15 protein-coding genes and 1 other annotated feature are annotated in these 15,062 nt (G+C 35.0%); of the genes, 1 reads left to right on the top strand and 14 read right to left on the bottom strand.

Going from position 1 to position 15,062, the window contains the following annotated elements; all coding sequences use genetic code 11:
* Positions 1-5: 5 nt before the first annotated feature.
* The 5 genes from AC4BB5_RS08610 to glyQ form a co-directional block, all read right to left on the bottom strand.
* Positions 6-779, bottom strand: coding sequence for a DUF1295 domain-containing protein (locus AC4BB5_RS08610; RefSeq protein WP_490458926.1), 774 nt, complete (start codon positions 777-779; stop codon positions 6-8).
* Positions 776-2,590, bottom strand: coding sequence for a DAK2 domain-containing protein (locus tag AC4BB5_RS08605; protein ID WP_490458925.1), 1,815 nt, complete (start codon positions 2,588-2,590; stop codon positions 776-778). The genes AC4BB5_RS08610 and AC4BB5_RS08605 overlap by 4 nt, the downstream gene beginning before the upstream one ends.
* A 7-nt stretch (positions 2,591-2,597) precedes the next feature.
* A complete protein-coding gene (locus tag AC4BB5_RS08600; RefSeq protein WP_490458924.1) occupies positions 2,598-3,002 on the bottom strand; it encodes a DUF2177 family protein in 405 nt (134 codons plus the stop codon).
* 248 nt (positions 3,003-3,250) lie between these two features.
* Complete coding sequence (gene glyS / locus AC4BB5_RS08595; RefSeq protein WP_490458923.1) at positions 3,251-5,332, bottom strand: glycine--tRNA ligase subunit beta; 2,082 nt, start codon at positions 5,330-5,332, stop codon at positions 3,251-3,253.
* A 1-nt stretch (position 5,333) separates the two neighbouring features.
* On the bottom strand, positions 5,334-6,242 hold the full coding sequence (gene glyQ, locus AC4BB5_RS08590; protein ID WP_490458922.1) for a glycine--tRNA ligase subunit alpha: 909 nt from the start codon (positions 6,240-6,242) through the stop codon (positions 5,334-5,336).
* Positions 6,243-6,514: 272 nt separating this feature from the next.
* Positions 6,515-6,682, bottom strand: a binding site (T-box leader).
* Between the two features lie 660 nt (positions 6,683-7,342).
* On the opposite strand from glyQ, the gene AC4BB5_RS08585 reads away from it, so the two are divergent.
* Entirely contained in the window at positions 7,343-7,570 is a 228-nt protein-coding gene (locus tag AC4BB5_RS08585) for a DUF5067 domain-containing protein (protein ID WP_490458921.1), read from the top strand.
* Positions 7,571-7,654: 84 nt separating this feature from the next.
* On the opposite strand, the gene recO is transcribed toward AC4BB5_RS08585, so the two are convergent.
* The 9 genes from recO to AC4BB5_RS08540 all read right to left on the bottom strand — a co-directional run bounded on the left by recO (position 7,655) and on the right by AC4BB5_RS08540 (position 15,018).
* Positions 7,655-8,464, bottom strand: a complete 810-nt coding sequence (recO, locus tag AC4BB5_RS08580; protein ID WP_490458920.1) for a DNA repair protein RecO — start codon at positions 8,462-8,464, stop codon at positions 7,655-7,657.
* A gap of 92 nt (positions 8,465-8,556) precedes the next feature.
* Entirely contained in the window at positions 8,557-9,459 is a 903-nt protein-coding gene (gene era / locus AC4BB5_RS08575; protein WP_490458919.1) for a GTPase Era, read from the bottom strand.
* Positions 9,460-9,471: 12 nt separating this feature from the next.
* Positions 9,472-9,873, bottom strand: a complete 402-nt coding sequence (locus AC4BB5_RS08570) for a diacylglycerol kinase family protein (RefSeq protein WP_490459051.1) — start codon at positions 9,871-9,873, stop codon at positions 9,472-9,474.
* Complete coding sequence (gene ybeY / locus AC4BB5_RS08565; protein WP_490458918.1) at positions 9,857-10,333, bottom strand: rRNA maturation RNase YbeY; 477 nt, start codon at positions 10,331-10,333, stop codon at positions 9,857-9,859. Before ybeY ends, AC4BB5_RS08570 begins: the two co-directional genes overlap by 17 nt.
* Positions 10,333-12,531 carry an HD family phosphohydrolase gene (locus tag AC4BB5_RS08560; RefSeq protein ID WP_490458917.1) on the bottom strand — a complete coding sequence of 733 codons (2,199 nt, stop codon included), beginning with the start codon at positions 12,529-12,531 and terminating at the stop codon, positions 10,333-10,335. The genes ybeY and AC4BB5_RS08560 overlap by 1 nt, the downstream gene beginning before the upstream one ends.
* Positions 12,532-12,563: 32 nt before the next feature.
* Positions 12,564-13,532: a PhoH family protein gene (locus AC4BB5_RS08555; protein ID WP_490458916.1), complete on the bottom strand. Its 969-nt coding sequence runs from the start codon at positions 13,530-13,532 to the stop codon at positions 12,564-12,566.
* A gap of 198 nt (positions 13,533-13,730) precedes the next feature.
* Complete coding sequence (locus tag AC4BB5_RS08550) at positions 13,731-14,180, bottom strand: GatB/YqeY domain-containing protein (RefSeq protein WP_490458915.1); 450 nt, start codon at positions 14,178-14,180, stop codon at positions 13,731-13,733.
* Between the two features lie 25 nt (positions 14,181-14,205).
* Positions 14,206-14,382 carry a 30S ribosomal protein S21 gene (gene rpsU / locus AC4BB5_RS08545; protein ID WP_002356740.1) on the bottom strand — a complete coding sequence of 59 codons (177 nt, stop codon included), beginning with the start codon at positions 14,380-14,382 and terminating at the stop codon, positions 14,206-14,208.
* A 207-nt stretch (positions 14,383-14,589) separates the two neighbouring features.
* Positions 14,590-15,018 carry a Fur family transcriptional regulator gene (locus AC4BB5_RS08540; RefSeq protein ID WP_490458914.1) on the bottom strand — a complete coding sequence of 143 codons (429 nt, stop codon included), beginning with the start codon at positions 15,016-15,018 and terminating at the stop codon, positions 14,590-14,592.
* Positions 15,019-15,062: the final 44 nt, after the last annotated feature.

Here is a 15,062-nt window from a genome sequence, read left to right as displayed (position 1 = left end):
CTCCTTCATAATCCTTTTTTCCCAATAAATGGAACAAACTTCGGTGTTTTATCTGCATAAGCAATAAAGTCGGAGCGATCTTTGTATTTTTTTTCAAGCAAAGGGACACCGGATACATATAACAGTAACAACGTAATCGTGATAGGTCCAATGATCCCCCAAATATTTCGTGCGTCATTTAAACTAATAAGAAAAATCCCCCACCAGCCAAGTGCTTCACCAAAATAGTTAGGGTGTCTTGTCGTGGCCCACAAACCAGTCGTTAAAAGTTGCCCATGATTTTGACTGTCACTTTTGAATTTAGTTAATTGATAATCACCAATCATTTCGTATCCAAAGCCAATTATCCAGATCAAGATACCCAGTCCATTCCACCAATAAAAAGTGTTGGTAGAATTTGTCATCACAAAAAGGATTGGCATAGAAACAATAAGTAAAAGGATGCCTTGCAAAATAAAAACATTTAAATAAGCTTTTAATTTTGCCCAACTCTTTCCCCAACGTTTTCTCATATTCACATAACGATAATCCTCAGGTTTCCCGATATTCCGCTTGGCTAAATGGAAAAACAAACGAAGTCCCCAGATAGTCACTAACACAAGAATAATTGTACTAACCACTGTTCTTTCAGGCATAGCTAAGTAACCCGTAACTGCCACGAGAACAAAACCAATGCCCCAAGCCAAATCGACGATAGAATTATTATGAAGCGATTGTGCCAAAAAGAATAACGCCGTAAAGTATAGAAATAACACACAACTAATTATCCAGATAATCATCTTACATCCACTCCTTCTTTTAATTCAACTGCCACAGCCACACATCCTTGCCCCGCACTTATTGCAATAACAGTTGAGATATCCATAACGTAACTCGGTTGAAAACCAAGTTGTTCTATTAATTTACTTTTCCATTGCAAAGCTCTTTTTTCTGAATTTGCATGAACGACAGCGTAACGTTTGATCATCCTTTTTTCACACAATTTTTTTAGTTGATTAATAATTTTTTTTTCGTTTCCTTCTAAACTAAAGGCAAAATCACTCAACTTTCCTTCCCCGTCTTTGTTCAAACTAACAATAGGTTTCAAATTGATTTTCTTTGCTAATTTCCCGATGAATTGAGGTATTCTGCCAGAATCTATCATAGGATTCAAATCATCAACACTAACTAAGATTTGAATTTGGTTCCTTCTCTCTTTTGTTCTTTTTACCAATTCTTCAAAGTCTATACCAGATTGAATCCATTCATTCGCGCTCATTACCAATAATCCCTGCGCAGCAGAATTTTGTTTAGAATCAATCACCTCAATTTTAGTATTCGCAGATACTCTTTGCTTGGCCGCTTCTTTCAAAGTATGGTAAGTCCCGCTTAATTTCCCAGCAACTGTAACAACTAAAATCGCCTCGTATCTAGTTTCTAAAAATGAAAATAGATTTTTTACAGTCTTTAATGTCGGTTGAGAGCTAGTCGCTCGTTCGTTCTTTTTTTCAGTTAACTCAAAAAACCGAGTACTTTGAATCGTTATTTTATCGATATAACTGGTCTTGTCGATTAATATGTTCATTGGCAAGACATGAATCTGATTCTTTAGTAAATAATCAGCAGGCAAATCAGCAATTGAATCCGTTACTAAAGCAATTGGTGCTTTTTTTTGTGTATTTACTCGATATTGCAATAACATATCGTCAGCTTTTTGTTGCATTGGTTGACCTACTGTACTTAAATAGCTCAACACTTGATCAGGACAGTTAGAATGAATATGAATTCTAGCTTTTCCCCGATTCACAGCTATAACTAATGAATCTCCATAAACACTTAATTTTTCTTGAATTTCATCTTTTGATCGTGTTACTTGATCTAATAGAATTTCGGTACAATATCTATACTTCGGCTCTGATGTATCTTTATGAAACGACTCAGAAACCTCAAGTTTTACAGAATAATTAGAATCAATCGTTGATTTGGTCACTGCTTGTTTCGTTAAAAACGCTTGGGTAAAACCTTCAATGAACAAATAAAAGCCTTTTGCTCCTGCGTCGACAACTTGATTTTTTTGTAATATTTTTAATTGTTTTGTTGTATTTTCTAATGCTTCCTTAGCCTCAGTGAGGGCATGTGGTAACAGTTTTTCTAAACTATTCATTTGCTCACTTTCGTTAAGAGCTTCCGCCCAAGATCTAATGACAGTAATAATTGTTCCTTCGACTGGGTTTTCAATTGCCTGATAAGCCTCGTTGATTGCTAACTTCACACTCTTAATGAAGCTCTTAACAGAATTTTTTTCCTCTTGAAGCAATAGATTGTTATAAATTCCATTAAAATATTGTGCAAAAATAATACCCGAATTTCCTCTGGCACCTAGCAGAGAAGCTTCTGCAATATTTTCAAATACATCGAGTACTGAAGTTGAATCACTTTTTGATTCCTCAAGTATCGTCTCCATCAAGGAAGCTAAATTACTTCCAGTGTCTCCGTCTGACACTGGAAAAACGTTAATTTGATTCAATTCTTGTTTCTCATTTATCAGTTGAATAGCACCTTGTTGAAACGCAAACTGCAACTCTTTATAATCAATAAATTGATTCCTCATACACGACTTACCTCCAATTAAAATGCTGTGCAACAAAGACAGTAATACCGCAAGTAACTGCGGTAACAAAACCACCCCACACTAAATCAATAACAGTTATGAGTAATGGCCAGTCTTTAATTGTAGCCAGATTTGTTAAATCATATGTCCCATAGCATAACACCCCAAGAAACGCCCCCGCAGCAACAGCATATAGTAAACTATCTTTTTCAATTGCAGGGTAAACAATAAAAAATAGTATACCAATCAGATATAACCCATAAAAAATAACGGCTGGAACAATTTTAGTTGACCCTAACAAGTTACCTAGATGATCTTGATACATTTTTTTCGCAATTAATAGTAACCAGATAAAGTCCAGCACAAGGAACGTAAGAGCCGCAATACTAAATAATTTTATGAAATGATTCAATTTACTTCCTCCTAATAAAAAATAGTACAACAACCTTATCAATCGATAAGGTTATCGTACCACGTTAAAATTATTTAAGAAAAAATTTTGCTTGCCATCTGTTAAATCTAATTCAAAAATTTTGTATAAAAAACTGGAACATAACTAAAATCGTTATATCCCAGCTACTTAAAATCTGAATAAGTATTTGTAAAAACAAATTTTCAAAAAATAGCCTGTCTGTTCCAATTTACTACTTGATTTTATTCTTATTTTACAATCAATAAATCAAGACTAGCTAATGATAAAGCCATTTTAGCAATTCGATTCAGTTCATTCAAGCGATTTGCCTTCACTTGATCATCCTCTACCATAACCATTGTTTCTTCAAAATAAGCTTCAATCAATGCGCGTAAATTCACTAGTGCTTGATAATTTTCTGACATGGTATTATCAGTAAATTGTTCTTCAATCTCATTTACTGCTTTATGCAATGCTCTCTCTGCATTGTTTTCAAATAACGCCACATCAACATGATTTTCTTCACTTAGTAACTCTCGACCTTTTTTAGCCAAATTTATTACTCGTGTCAAAGCTTCCATTGAGGGTCTGAAATCTTCATCAAGTAAATGCCTTTTCAAGATTGTTGCTGATGAAAATAGTTTTGCTAAGTCTTTTTGTTCAGAAGAAATCACAGCATCGATCACATCATGGCGTACATCTTTTGTCATCAATAACTGGCGTAGACGTGCTTTTACAAAATCAATGACTTCTTCTTGTCCTGCGGTCAACTGAATCCCATATTTTTGGCTGTCTGCATTAACGGCTGCATCGATTTCCATTTGAAGTTGAACTAGTGGGAACTGCCAACCTTTATTTTCAATAATTCTGATCACGCCATATGTTTGACGTCGTAATGCATATGGATCATTAGAACCACTTGGAATCATACCTACCGCAAAGAATGAAAAGACACTATCTAATTTATCTGAAATCGCCAAAACTGCACCAATCGTAGAAACTGGGAGTTCTCCTTCACTTGATGTTGGTAAATAATGTTCACGAATTGCTTGAGCTACTGCTGGTTTTTCACCTTGAAGTAATGCGTATTTTTCTCCCATGATTCCTTGTAATTCTGGAAACTCACCAACCATATTCGTCACTAAGTCAAATTTATAAATTTCAGAGGCTCGTTTTAAATCAGTCAATTCTTGTTCTGATAAACCAACTTCTTTACCAATAATTTGCCCGATAATACTCACTCGCTGCATTTTTTCATAAATCGTACCAATTTTTTCGTGGAATGTAACATTTTTCAATTTATTGATGCATTCATCAATTGATAACTTTTTATCTTCATTATAGAAAAACTCCGCATCTTCTAAACGAGCAATCAAAACTTTTTCATTGCCTTTGATTACATTTTCGATATGCACACTGTTACCATTTCTTACCGCAATAAAATGCGGTAACAATAAGCCTTGTGCATTACGCACATCAAAATAACGTTGATGTTCTTTCATTGAAGTGACCAAGACTTCATCTGGAACAGAAAGATATTTCTCATCAAAAGCTCCCACAAAAGCAGTTGGATATTCAACTAAATTATTGACTTCTTCCAATAAATTCTCGTCTAGTTCTAGCGTCCAATGTCTTTTTTCAGCTAATTGATTTGCTTGATCAACGATCATTGTTTTTCTCTCATTAGGGTCAACAATGACAAACTGTTCTTTCATTTTTTCTTCGTACTCACTTGAATGATTGAACACTACATCGTCCCCTAAGAAACGATGGCCTCGAGAACTTTTGCCTGTTTTTACATCTAAAACAGAAAATGGAATTAATTCATCATCTAATAAAGCAACAATCCAATGAATTGGACGGATATATTCAAAATCATAGTCTGCCCAGTGCATCGTGACTGGGAAAGTCAAACTTGTAATAACCTCTTTTAACCCTGATAATACATCGATTGTTTTCTGTCCGTGGTTATGTTTTGTTACATAGACGTATTCTACACCATTCAATTCTTTAAACGTGATTGCATCTGTAGTCAAACCTTGACCTCTGACAAAGCCTTGGGCTGCTTTACTCCAATTTCCTTCAGGATCTTGGGCGATTTTTTTAGCCGGACCTTTAACCTCTTCGTGTGTATCCTCTTGTTGCTCTGGTAATTGTGTCACTCGAACTGCTAACCGACGAGGTGTAGAAAAACTTTGAACAGTCTCATAAGTTAATTTATTTTCATCTAGGAATTTTACTATTTTGTTTTCTAATTGTAAACGACTTGGGCTGACAATATGGGCTGGCATTTCTTCCAAGCCAATTTCAAGTAATAGGTCCTTTGCCATGTTATTTTGCCTCCTTAGAAGTTTGATTGTCTTTATTTAAAAGCGGGAATCCTAATTTTTCACGTTCTGCAACAAAAATTTTTGCTACGGCTTTTGCCATATTTCTGATACGAGCTAAATATCCGGCACGTTCCGTTACAGATACCGCACCGCGAGCATCTAACAAGTTAAATGTATGACTACATTTCAAGATATAATCATAGGCTGGATGAACTAAATTTTCATCAATACAACGTTTCGCTTCTTTTTCAAATTTATCAAAATTTTCCAATAGCATTTCTTGATTGCTGATTTCAAATGAATACTTCGAATGTTCATACTCAGGTTGATTGAAAATTTCTCCGTATTTTACCCCTTCTGTCCATTCTAGATCGTAAACACTTTCTACTTCTTGAATATAAGATGCCAGACGTTCGATCCCGTAAGTAATTTCTGAAGTGACCGGATGACAAGCTAGTCCGCCTACTTGTTGGAAATAGGTAAACTGCGTAATTTCCATACCATCAAGCCAAACTTCCCACCCCAGACCTGCACATCCCATAGAAGGATTTTCCCAGTTATCTTCAACAAAACGAATATCGTGAGCTAAAGGATCGATTCCTAAGAGCTCTAAACTTTCTAAGTATAACTCTTGAATATTTTCTGGAGAAGGCTTCATAACTACTTGAAATTGATGATGTTGATACAGACGATTTGGATTTTCTCCGTATCGTCCATCCGCTGGTCTTCTTGAAGGTTCTACATAAGCAGCATTCCAAGGTTCTGGACCGATTGCTCGTAGGAAAGTATACGGACTCATCGTCCCTGCCCCTTTTTCCGTATCATAAGCTTGCATCAGCATGCAGCCATTTGATGACCAAAATTTTTGTAACGTTAAAATCATTTCTTGTACAGTAAGTTTCTTTTCCATTAAAATCCTCCTAAATTTAAAAATATAAACGAATGATTACTTTTACAATGCGGTAACAAGTGAGTAAAACTCAATTACTTCACCTGTATATGATCCTTATTATTCTTTATCTGAACTAACAACTTGATAAGCGATAGTCCTTTTAACTTGTTCTGTGAAAAATCAGCAGGTAAAAATGTTGTATTGAATTGCATGCCGTATCTCCTTTTGATGATGTAACTAAATCACACAGAAATTTCAGAAAACAAAAAAGTCCCCATGCCTCTCAGAGACATAGGGACGAATAATCGCGGTTCCACCCTACTTCCGATAGTAACTACCGGCAGCTTCGTTTTAACATACTCAAAAGCGCCCTTCAAAAGATGCTAGTATCCGGCTTACACTTTCCCAGACTCGCTGTTACAGCAGATCTTTTTACTCTTCTTTTTCAACGTATTTATTTAATTACTCCTTATGATAATCTTTGATTCATGAGATGTCAAATTATTTTTTAAATTATCACAAACTACTAAACACAAATTGCTTTCTTTGTACATATCTTACATACTTCGTAGGCAGTATATAACAGCATTCTTTGCTGAAAGTTTTGTTAATGCATTTGCCGAAAGAATCACATTAACGCTGAAAAATAAAGAGTTAAAGCAAGAAATTATTTTGAATTTAAATAGGGATAAGAAAGAATTTAAGATAACAGAAAAATCATTTAAATTAGATGACAAAAAAATGACGGCAAGTTAAGCTTTGATCAAGCAACCCTTGTACCTAAAGAAAAAAGAAAGATGACAAACAAACAACAAAAGCAACTGAACCTCAATCAGTCGCACTTGAAGAATATCAGTGGAAAGTTCTGCCAACACTTCAGAAACATCAAGTACAAATAAAGAAACGGACATAGAAGAAATAAGCACTACTCGAGATATAAGTTTACCTAAAAAAATAATTTTAAAACAAAAGATCTTGACTTTAAAATTACTTCTATCAAAATTATCCTGCCTGGCAAAGAAGGAAATGAATATGAAACTAAACCAGTCATTGCTTTTTAGTATGATATTACAAATACCTCTTCAAAGGAATATAATATGTCAGCATAGAATAGTGCAGTGAGTGCTTATCAAGACAATGACCCTAACACTTTGAAAACTTTAAAAGTTGGTAGTCTACTTGATAAAACATTTCTTTATTCACAATCTGATTACATTAAACAAGGCGGCACCACACAAGGCGCTACCGCTTATGTATTAGATGATACAAAAACACATGTGGATTTAAAAATCAAAGAAATATCAATGCTTGAGGTTATTACAACTGTCTCGGTTAAAATCAAGTAATCGCACTGCTCATTCCTATAAATGAATACGAAAAAGAGACTATTCGCGTAATCGACAGAATCGTCTCTTTTTTCTATTTCAAAACTAAGATCCAGTGTTATCCCCTGCACCATCATTTTTTTCGCGTGTTGGCAACTTTAAAGTATCTTCCCAACTTTTCATTTGATCAATGAACTTTTTACTTTTTAAATTAATTCCAACATATTCGTCGTACAATTCATCAATTGTTTTTCTAATAGCCGTTTTGGTCTCTGACTTAACATTTATATCTTGAACTTTGTCATATGAAATTGCGGAAAATAGGCGAATAAAATGGATTGCTCTAGGATCAGCATGATATCGGTGATTATCGAGATCCCAATGTCGTTCACATAATACTCCACTATACTTTGACGAATAGTCAAATTTTCCTCGAGTTTCTTGGCACACACTACAATGCCGCCACTCTGGAGTAATCCCAAAACGACTTAATAACTGGATTTCAAAAATATTCGTAATGATCTCAGCATCTTTATTCTCATTCAATAACTTTAATGCCTGCTGTACAAAGTGATATAAATTAGGGTCATATGTTCGATCTTCGATAGCAGCATCCACTAAATTCAAAATATAAGTCGCATACGCATTCACAAATATATCTTCTTGAATGATGCGAAGCGGGGAAACCTCTTTACTTCCGTTTAAAAAAGACAACCCCTCTTCTCTAAAATCACCAATATAAACAGCTTCTGTAAAAGGCAAAATAGCAGGACCGATTGGATTATTTTTACGATGCGCCCCTTTTACAAAAAACATCAATTTACCAAATGATTCCGTAAAAATCTTAACTAGCTTATCTTTTTCCTTGTAATCTTTGGTAAACAAAATAATTCCTTTTGTTTCTCCTAAGGTCATACGTTCGCCTCCAATGTATTCTAATCTATTTTAGCAGAGATAGAAGCAAAAGAACAATTCCGCAATAATACAGAATTGTCCTTCTTTTCTCTTTAATAGTCGTCTTTACGATAACCGAAGTCTTGTAAATGAACTTTTTTGTCACGCCAGTCTTTTTGGACTTTTACCCAAAGTTCCAAGTAAACCTTGTCATCTAACAAATGCTCAATGTCTTGTCTTGCTTTAGTTCCAATCTGCTTAAGCATCTTACCACCTTTACCGATAATAATACCTTTTTGGCTATCACGCTCAACGATGATCGTTGCTTGAATACGCACCTTATCATTTTCATCACGTTTCATCGAATCAACCACAACTGCAACAGAATGTGGTATTTCATCTCGTGTTAGCAATAAGACTTTTTCGCGAACTAATTCAGATACAATGAAATATTCGGGGTGATCCGTTACTTGGTCATCTGGAAAGTATTGAGGACCTTCTGGCATTTGATCCACTAAAACATCCATCAAGCGATCCACATTATTTCCTTCAGTAGCTGAAATCGGCACAACTTCTGCAAATTCCATTTGAGTTGAATAATCCTCAATAATCCCCAAAAGTTGATCAGGATGAACTGTATCAATTTTATTGATTACTAAGTAGACAGGGCTTGACATTGTTTTAAGGCGCTCGATGATAAAATCATCGCCTTTCCCTCTTTTTTGGTCAGCACTGATCATAAATAATGTTGCATCCACTTCACGTAAAGCACTATAAGCTGTTTCAACCATAAAATCACCTAGACGATGTTTGGGTTTATGAATACCTGGAGTATCAATAAAAACTATTTGTGCTTGAGGAACCGTATAAATTCCTTGGATTTTATTTCTAGTTGTTTGTGCTTTATCGCTCATGATTGCAATTTTTTGTCCGACAATTCGGTTTAACAAAGTGGATTTACCTACATTAGGTCTTCCAACAATTGCTACAAATCCGGATTTATGTGCTTCTGTCATCGTTTCTCTCCTCTATAAAAAATCTTGTAGTACTTGCCATAATTTTGGAACAAACAATAGTAATCCAATAATTACAGCAAAAACTGTCGTCAAAAGAACAGCGCCTGCAGCCATATCTTTTATTTTTTTCCCAATCGGATGAAAATGAAAATCTGTTACCATGTCGACTACATTTTCAAATACTGTATTGATAATCTCCATTACTAATACAAGAAAAATCGCAAGTAATAACCACAACCATTCTGTGATAGATAATTGGAAAATAAACCCGATAATAATGGCTACAATTCCCATTATAACGTGAGTACGCATGTTACGTTCTTCCTTAAATACCGTTTTAATTCCCTGAAGAGCAAATTCTAATGATGTTATAAAATGCTTATTTTTCTCTGTCCGCTTATCTTTTGAGTCCATAGGCATCTAAGATCTCTTTCTGTAAACCAAACATCTCTTTCTCATCCTCAAGTTCCATGTGATCATAACCGTTTAAATGTAAGAACCCATGCACCGCTAAAAAGCCTAATTCGCGTTCAAAAGAATGGCCATATTCAACAGCTTGTTCAGTAGCTCGCTCAGTAGATATCATAATGTCCCCAATATTTCTTGGGAAAGCTGCTACTTCATCTTCAAAAATAATGGGCAATTCATCTTCGCCTTCTTCTTCTAAAGCAAAGCTAATAACATCTGTTGGTGCATCTTTTCCACGGTAATCCCGATTTATGACTTGAATACCTGCATTATCCATAAATGACACGGACATTTCCGTATCTTTAGGTATTTTCAGAAAATCAGCCGCAAATTGCAATAGATTTTCTACTTCTGCTAAATTTTCCTTTGATAGATTTCTTGTTTCATCAATAAATGAAATATCCATTAATCATCTCTCTTTTCTTGTTCGTCTTTCATTTCTTCTGCTTCTGATTTCATTTTTGGATACTTAATTCTTGAATGGAACGTGCTGCACAATCCATTGACTAAAGATTTTTCAATAATACGTATTTCTTTCATTGTTAAACCACAGTCATCCAGTTGGCCATCTGAAATCCGATCTTGAATGACATTATGAACAAATGCATTAATTTTTTCATTTGTTGGATGATCCATTGCACGCACAGCAGCTTCACAAGTATCAGCAATACTAACAATACCTGCTTCTCTCGTTTGAGGCTTAGGACCAGGATATCTGAAATCAACTTCAGAAATATCTGAATTTCGTTCTTTCGCTTTTACATAGAAAAACTTCATTAATGTCGTTCCATGATGTTGACGACAAATATCGATCACCATTTCAGGCATATGATAATCTTCCAATATTTTAGCACCATCGATCACATGGCCAAAAATGATTTGCTTGCTATCTTCTGGCAACAAGAAATTATGTGGATTCTCCGCTCCTGCTGGTAGATTTTCGACAAAGAAATTTGCATGTTTGATCTTACCAATATCATGATAATAACAAGCAACTCTAGTTAGTAATGAACGGCCACCAATTTCAGCTACTGCATTTGCGCTTAGACTTGCCACCATCATACTATGATGATAAGTTCCAGGAGCTTCTTCAAGTAGTTGTTTGAGCAAAGGATGGTTTGGATTACTTAGTTCATTTAAAACAATCACACTATCATCCGTCACAAGCAATTCAATATATGGATGGAGACCCATTGTAGCAAGAAAAGACAAGACAGTTCCAGCTAAGGCACAAATCATCATCGTCCACGATTTCCCATCAAAGAAACTCATTCCTTGATAGATCATCAAAATAAAATCTAAACAAACTGGAAAGATAATCACCCAGAAAACTGCAACTAAACCTTGTTCACCGATACGAGTTCGTTTCACTACTGTAGCCAATAACCCAGAGAACATATAGCTCACCAGAATAATTGTCAAAGAGTTCGTTCCAATCGAATTATAAAACACAAAAAGTGAAAAAATCACTTGAAAAACAGCCGCCAAAACGCCAGCTCTTCTGCTAACAAAATAATTTAATACTAGAGGCGTAAATGCCGCTGGGAAAAATAATGAAATATACATCATTTGCTCTGTTTGAAAAATTTGGAAAAATTTCATTAAGACGACACTTAATGACATTGCACCTACATAAAATAAAATAAAGTGTCTGCGCTTGCCCTCTTCAGTCACTTGTTTCGTGAAAAATAGCAACACTAAAACCTGCATCACGATTGCTAAGCCCAATGCTGCCATCGGAAACAGTGACGTGCTTTGATTTGTCATACCTAATAATTCAAGCTTTTCCATCGCTTTACTATCGATTTGAGTTCCTTCACGAACGATAATTTCCCCTTGATAGATCATTGCAGGTGGAATAGCATCCATGGCATTTTGCCGCATTTCTTTGGTTTTTTTATCATTCGCAAAGTCATTTGCTACAATACCTTCGTTTACAATATAACGAATTTCTTGTTGCATTGTGCTTGTAACATCAAGAAATTGAATCTTCTCGATCGCACTTTGCCGAATATTATCCAAATCAGCTTCACGAACATGATCCTTCATTTTATCATCAATGATTTTTAAACTTTCAGCCTTTACTTGTTGAATCTGATTCGCATCCAAAGAAAATATATTTTGATAAAATACATTGGGAAATTTTTGGTAAAAAGCCACTTCATCTTGGTCCAACGATTCAAATTGAGCTTTTAAGTTGGCTACTCTTTCTTCAATAGTTGGTTTTGGAATCGTTTCGTCTTTTTTGGCCTTCGCTTTTTTTTCTTCGTACTCTTTTTCAGTCTTTTCATTTGCAGTAATAATGAGCTTAAATAGTTTTTCAATTCGTTTATGCTGAACATCAGCAGTTTCTTCTTGATAAATATATTCAGGCGTAACTGCTTCAGCCGCCAACTTTTTCTTTTGGGTTGTTTCATACGTATTTTCTACGTTTTTGTTTGCACGAATCGTATTTTCAGCTAGTTGTCCTTCTTTTATCTCTACTCTTTTTTGATGGACACTACCAAACATAATGATAAATAAAAAGCATGAAAAAATAAGTAAAAGAATGGGAATATAAGCTTTTCCTAGTTTATCGCGTAATTTTAATAACGAGTATTTCAACGGAATTTTCACTCCTTTCCGCAGGTTTAAATCTATTTTTGACTTTCTTTTTCATATGCTCGAATGATTTGAGCAACGACTGGATGTCTCACAACGTCACCAGCATCAAAATGAACAAATGCTATTTTGTCGATTGATTGTAGCGTTTTTTCTGCATGAATCAACCCACTAGCTACCCCTTTAGGCAAATCAATTTGACTTGTGTCGCCATTGACAATCATTCGTGAGTTAAAACCAAGCCTGGTCAAAAACATTTTCATTTGAGCGACAGTTGTATTTTGAGCCTCATCAAGAATAACAAAAGCGTCATCTAGTGTCCGTCCTCTCATATAAGCGAGTGGTGCGATTTCGATCACGCCACGCTCCATTAAGCGGTTTGTATGGTCCATACCAAAAATTTGATACAATGCATCATAGACTGGTCGTAGATAAGGATCGACTTTTTCTTTCAAATCGCCAGGTAAAAAACCTAAACTTTCTCCCGCTTCAACAGCTGGACGAGTTAAAATAATCTTTTGAACTTCTCCTTTTTTTAATGCTGAAACAGCCATCACTACTGCTAAAAAAGTTTTCCCTGTCCCTGCAGGACCAATTCCAAAGATGATATCGCGCTTTCGAATTGCATCAATGTATTTTTTTTGACCGACATTCTTTATTCTGATTGCTCTACCATGGTGATCCTTGAGAATCTCTTCTTCATACATTGTTACGAAAGCATCTAGATCACCATTTTTTGCCATTTTTAAAGCTGACACAACATCAGGGGTACTAACTTTAATCCCTCTGTGAATCAACACCTGCAAGGTACGCAGAACAGAAGCAATCAATTGAACTTCCGATTCTTCACCGAGTAATTGAATCGTCTCACCACGTGTGTTGATCGTTACAGCGGTATTTTCTTCTAAATATTTTATATGTTTGTCATGGGTTCCTAAAAGCATACTCACATCATCAGAATCATTTAATTTCAATTCTAAAGATATTGATTGATTCTCTGTCAAAAAACGCCCATCTCCTTTATTTTTTCATTCCTTACAATCATACCATATTATTTATTTATTAAAAAGAGAGCGGGTCAAAACTAAAGACCCATTCTACTTTATTCATACAATCTTAAATCTTTGTTTTTTTAATCTAACGTATTTGTCTATTTTTTGAACAAAAAAACCAACGGAAATCCGCTGGTTTTTTTGTTTTGACTAATTCTCTTGTAGTAATTCTTTTACAATTGCATTGACCTGATTGCCGTCTGCCTTTCCTTTTACGTTAGGCATAACAGCACTCATAACTTTGCCAAATTCCTTTGGCGAAGACGCTCCGGTCTGATCAATTGCCGTCTGAACAATCTGACGAATTTCTTCTTCTGAAAGTTGTTTTGGCATATATTTTTCAACAATTGCGATTTCGATTTTTACTTTGTCAGCAAGATCGTCACGTCCCGCTTTTTCAAACTCTGATAAAGAGTCTCTTCGCTGTTTCATCTCACGAGATAAAACTGTTAACTCTTCTTCTCCGTCCAAATCACGGCTAGTTTTAATCTGCTCATTTTGAATGGCTGCTTTTAACATACGAAGTACGGATAAAGTATCTTTATCTTTTGACTTCATTGCTGTTTTGATGTCGTCATTCAATGTTATTAGTAATGACATACAACCAACTCCATTTCATCGAAAACTAGAATTTTTTACGTTTTCTAGCTGCTTCAGATTTTTTCTTACGCTTTACACTTGGTTTTTCGTAGAATTCACGTTTACGAGATTCTTGTAAAGTACCCGCTTTTGAAACGGAACGTTTGAAGCGACGAAGAGCATCGTCAAGAGATTCGTTTTTACGAACGACAGTTTTTGACATGTTAATTCCCTCCCTCCGAGCTTAAAAAGTAACCGTTTTTTATATTTATGAATTATTAAACATAAATAAAATACCGTTCTTTTTACATTATATCGAATGGTTATTTTAACGTCAACCTTTGTATTGAAAAAATGCATAAAAAAGTGCCAAAATGAGTAAAGTTTTACACACATATGTAATATTCATAATTTTTTCTGAAAAAAACGATCATTTACACTCCTCACACCGGCCAAAAATTTCGAATCGATGCCCTTCAATTTCACATCCGCTCAATTGTTCTTTAAAAAAGTCCATCGGGCACATATGAATTTCTTTTGTCTTTCCACAAACGGTGCAAATAAAATGATGATGATGTCCTACTTCTTGACAACAATGAAAACGAAACTTTTTTTCTCCATTTAAATCTGTTGTTTCTAATAAATCCAAAGTTTCAAAATCATGTAAATTTCGATAAATAGTATCGTAACTGACCCCCTTATATTCTTGATTCATGAACTCATAAACTTCTCTTGCTGAGATATAGCGATTTCTTCTAATCAAATATTTGATCATTGCTTCTCTTTTTTTTGTATATTTCAATCCATGCTCTTTCATCACTGCAAGTGATTGTTCTACTTTGGAATTTGATTGCTTCATTCGATCCCCTCCACCATTAAATCAGAATCATTACGAATAAGATT

The sequence above is a fragment of the Enterococcus sp. AMC1252 genome (assembly GCF_058216515.1).
This window is presented reverse-complemented; position numbering and strand designations above follow the sequence as displayed.

Excerpts from the sequence above, each read along its gene's own strand:
- AC4BB5_RS08550 (WP_490458915.1), bottom strand. The coding sequence starts at position 14,180 with ATGTCATTACTAATAACATTGAATGACGACATCAAAACAGCAATGAAG.
- glyS (WP_490458923.1), bottom strand. The coding sequence starts at position 5,332 with ATGGCAAAGGACCTATTACTTGAAATTGGCTTGGAAGAAATGCCAGCC.
- AC4BB5_RS08610 (WP_490458926.1), bottom strand. The coding sequence starts at position 779 with ATGATTATCTGGATAATTAGTTGTGTGTTATTTCTATACTTTACGGCG.
- recO (WP_490458920.1), bottom strand. The coding sequence starts at position 8,464 with ATGACCTTAGGAGAAACAAAAGGAATTATTTTGTTTACCAAAGATTAC.
- rpsU (WP_002356740.1), bottom strand. The coding sequence starts at position 14,382 with ATGTCAAAAACTGTCGTTCGTAAAAACGAATCTCTTGACGATGCTCTT.
- ybeY (WP_490458918.1), bottom strand. The coding sequence starts at position 10,333 with ATGGATATTTCATTTATTGATGAAACAAGAAATCTATCAAAGGAAAAT.
- AC4BB5_RS08540 (WP_490458914.1), bottom strand. The coding sequence starts at position 15,018 with ATGAAGCAATCAAATTCCAAAGTAGAACAATCACTTGCAGTGATGAAA.
- AC4BB5_RS08605 (WP_490458925.1), bottom strand. The coding sequence starts at position 2,590 with ATGAGGAATCAATTTATTGATTATAAAGAGTTGCAGTTTGCGTTTCAA.
- glyQ (WP_490458922.1), bottom strand. The coding sequence starts at position 6,242 with ATGGAAAAGAAACTTACTGTACAAGAAATGATTTTAACGTTACAAAAA.
- era (WP_490458919.1), bottom strand. The coding sequence starts at position 9,459 with ATGACAGAAGCACATAAATCCGGATTTGTAGCAATTGTTGGAAGACCT.
- AC4BB5_RS08570 (WP_490459051.1), bottom strand. The coding sequence starts at position 9,873 with ATGGACTCAAAAGATAAGCGGACAGAGAAAAATAAGCATTTTATAACA.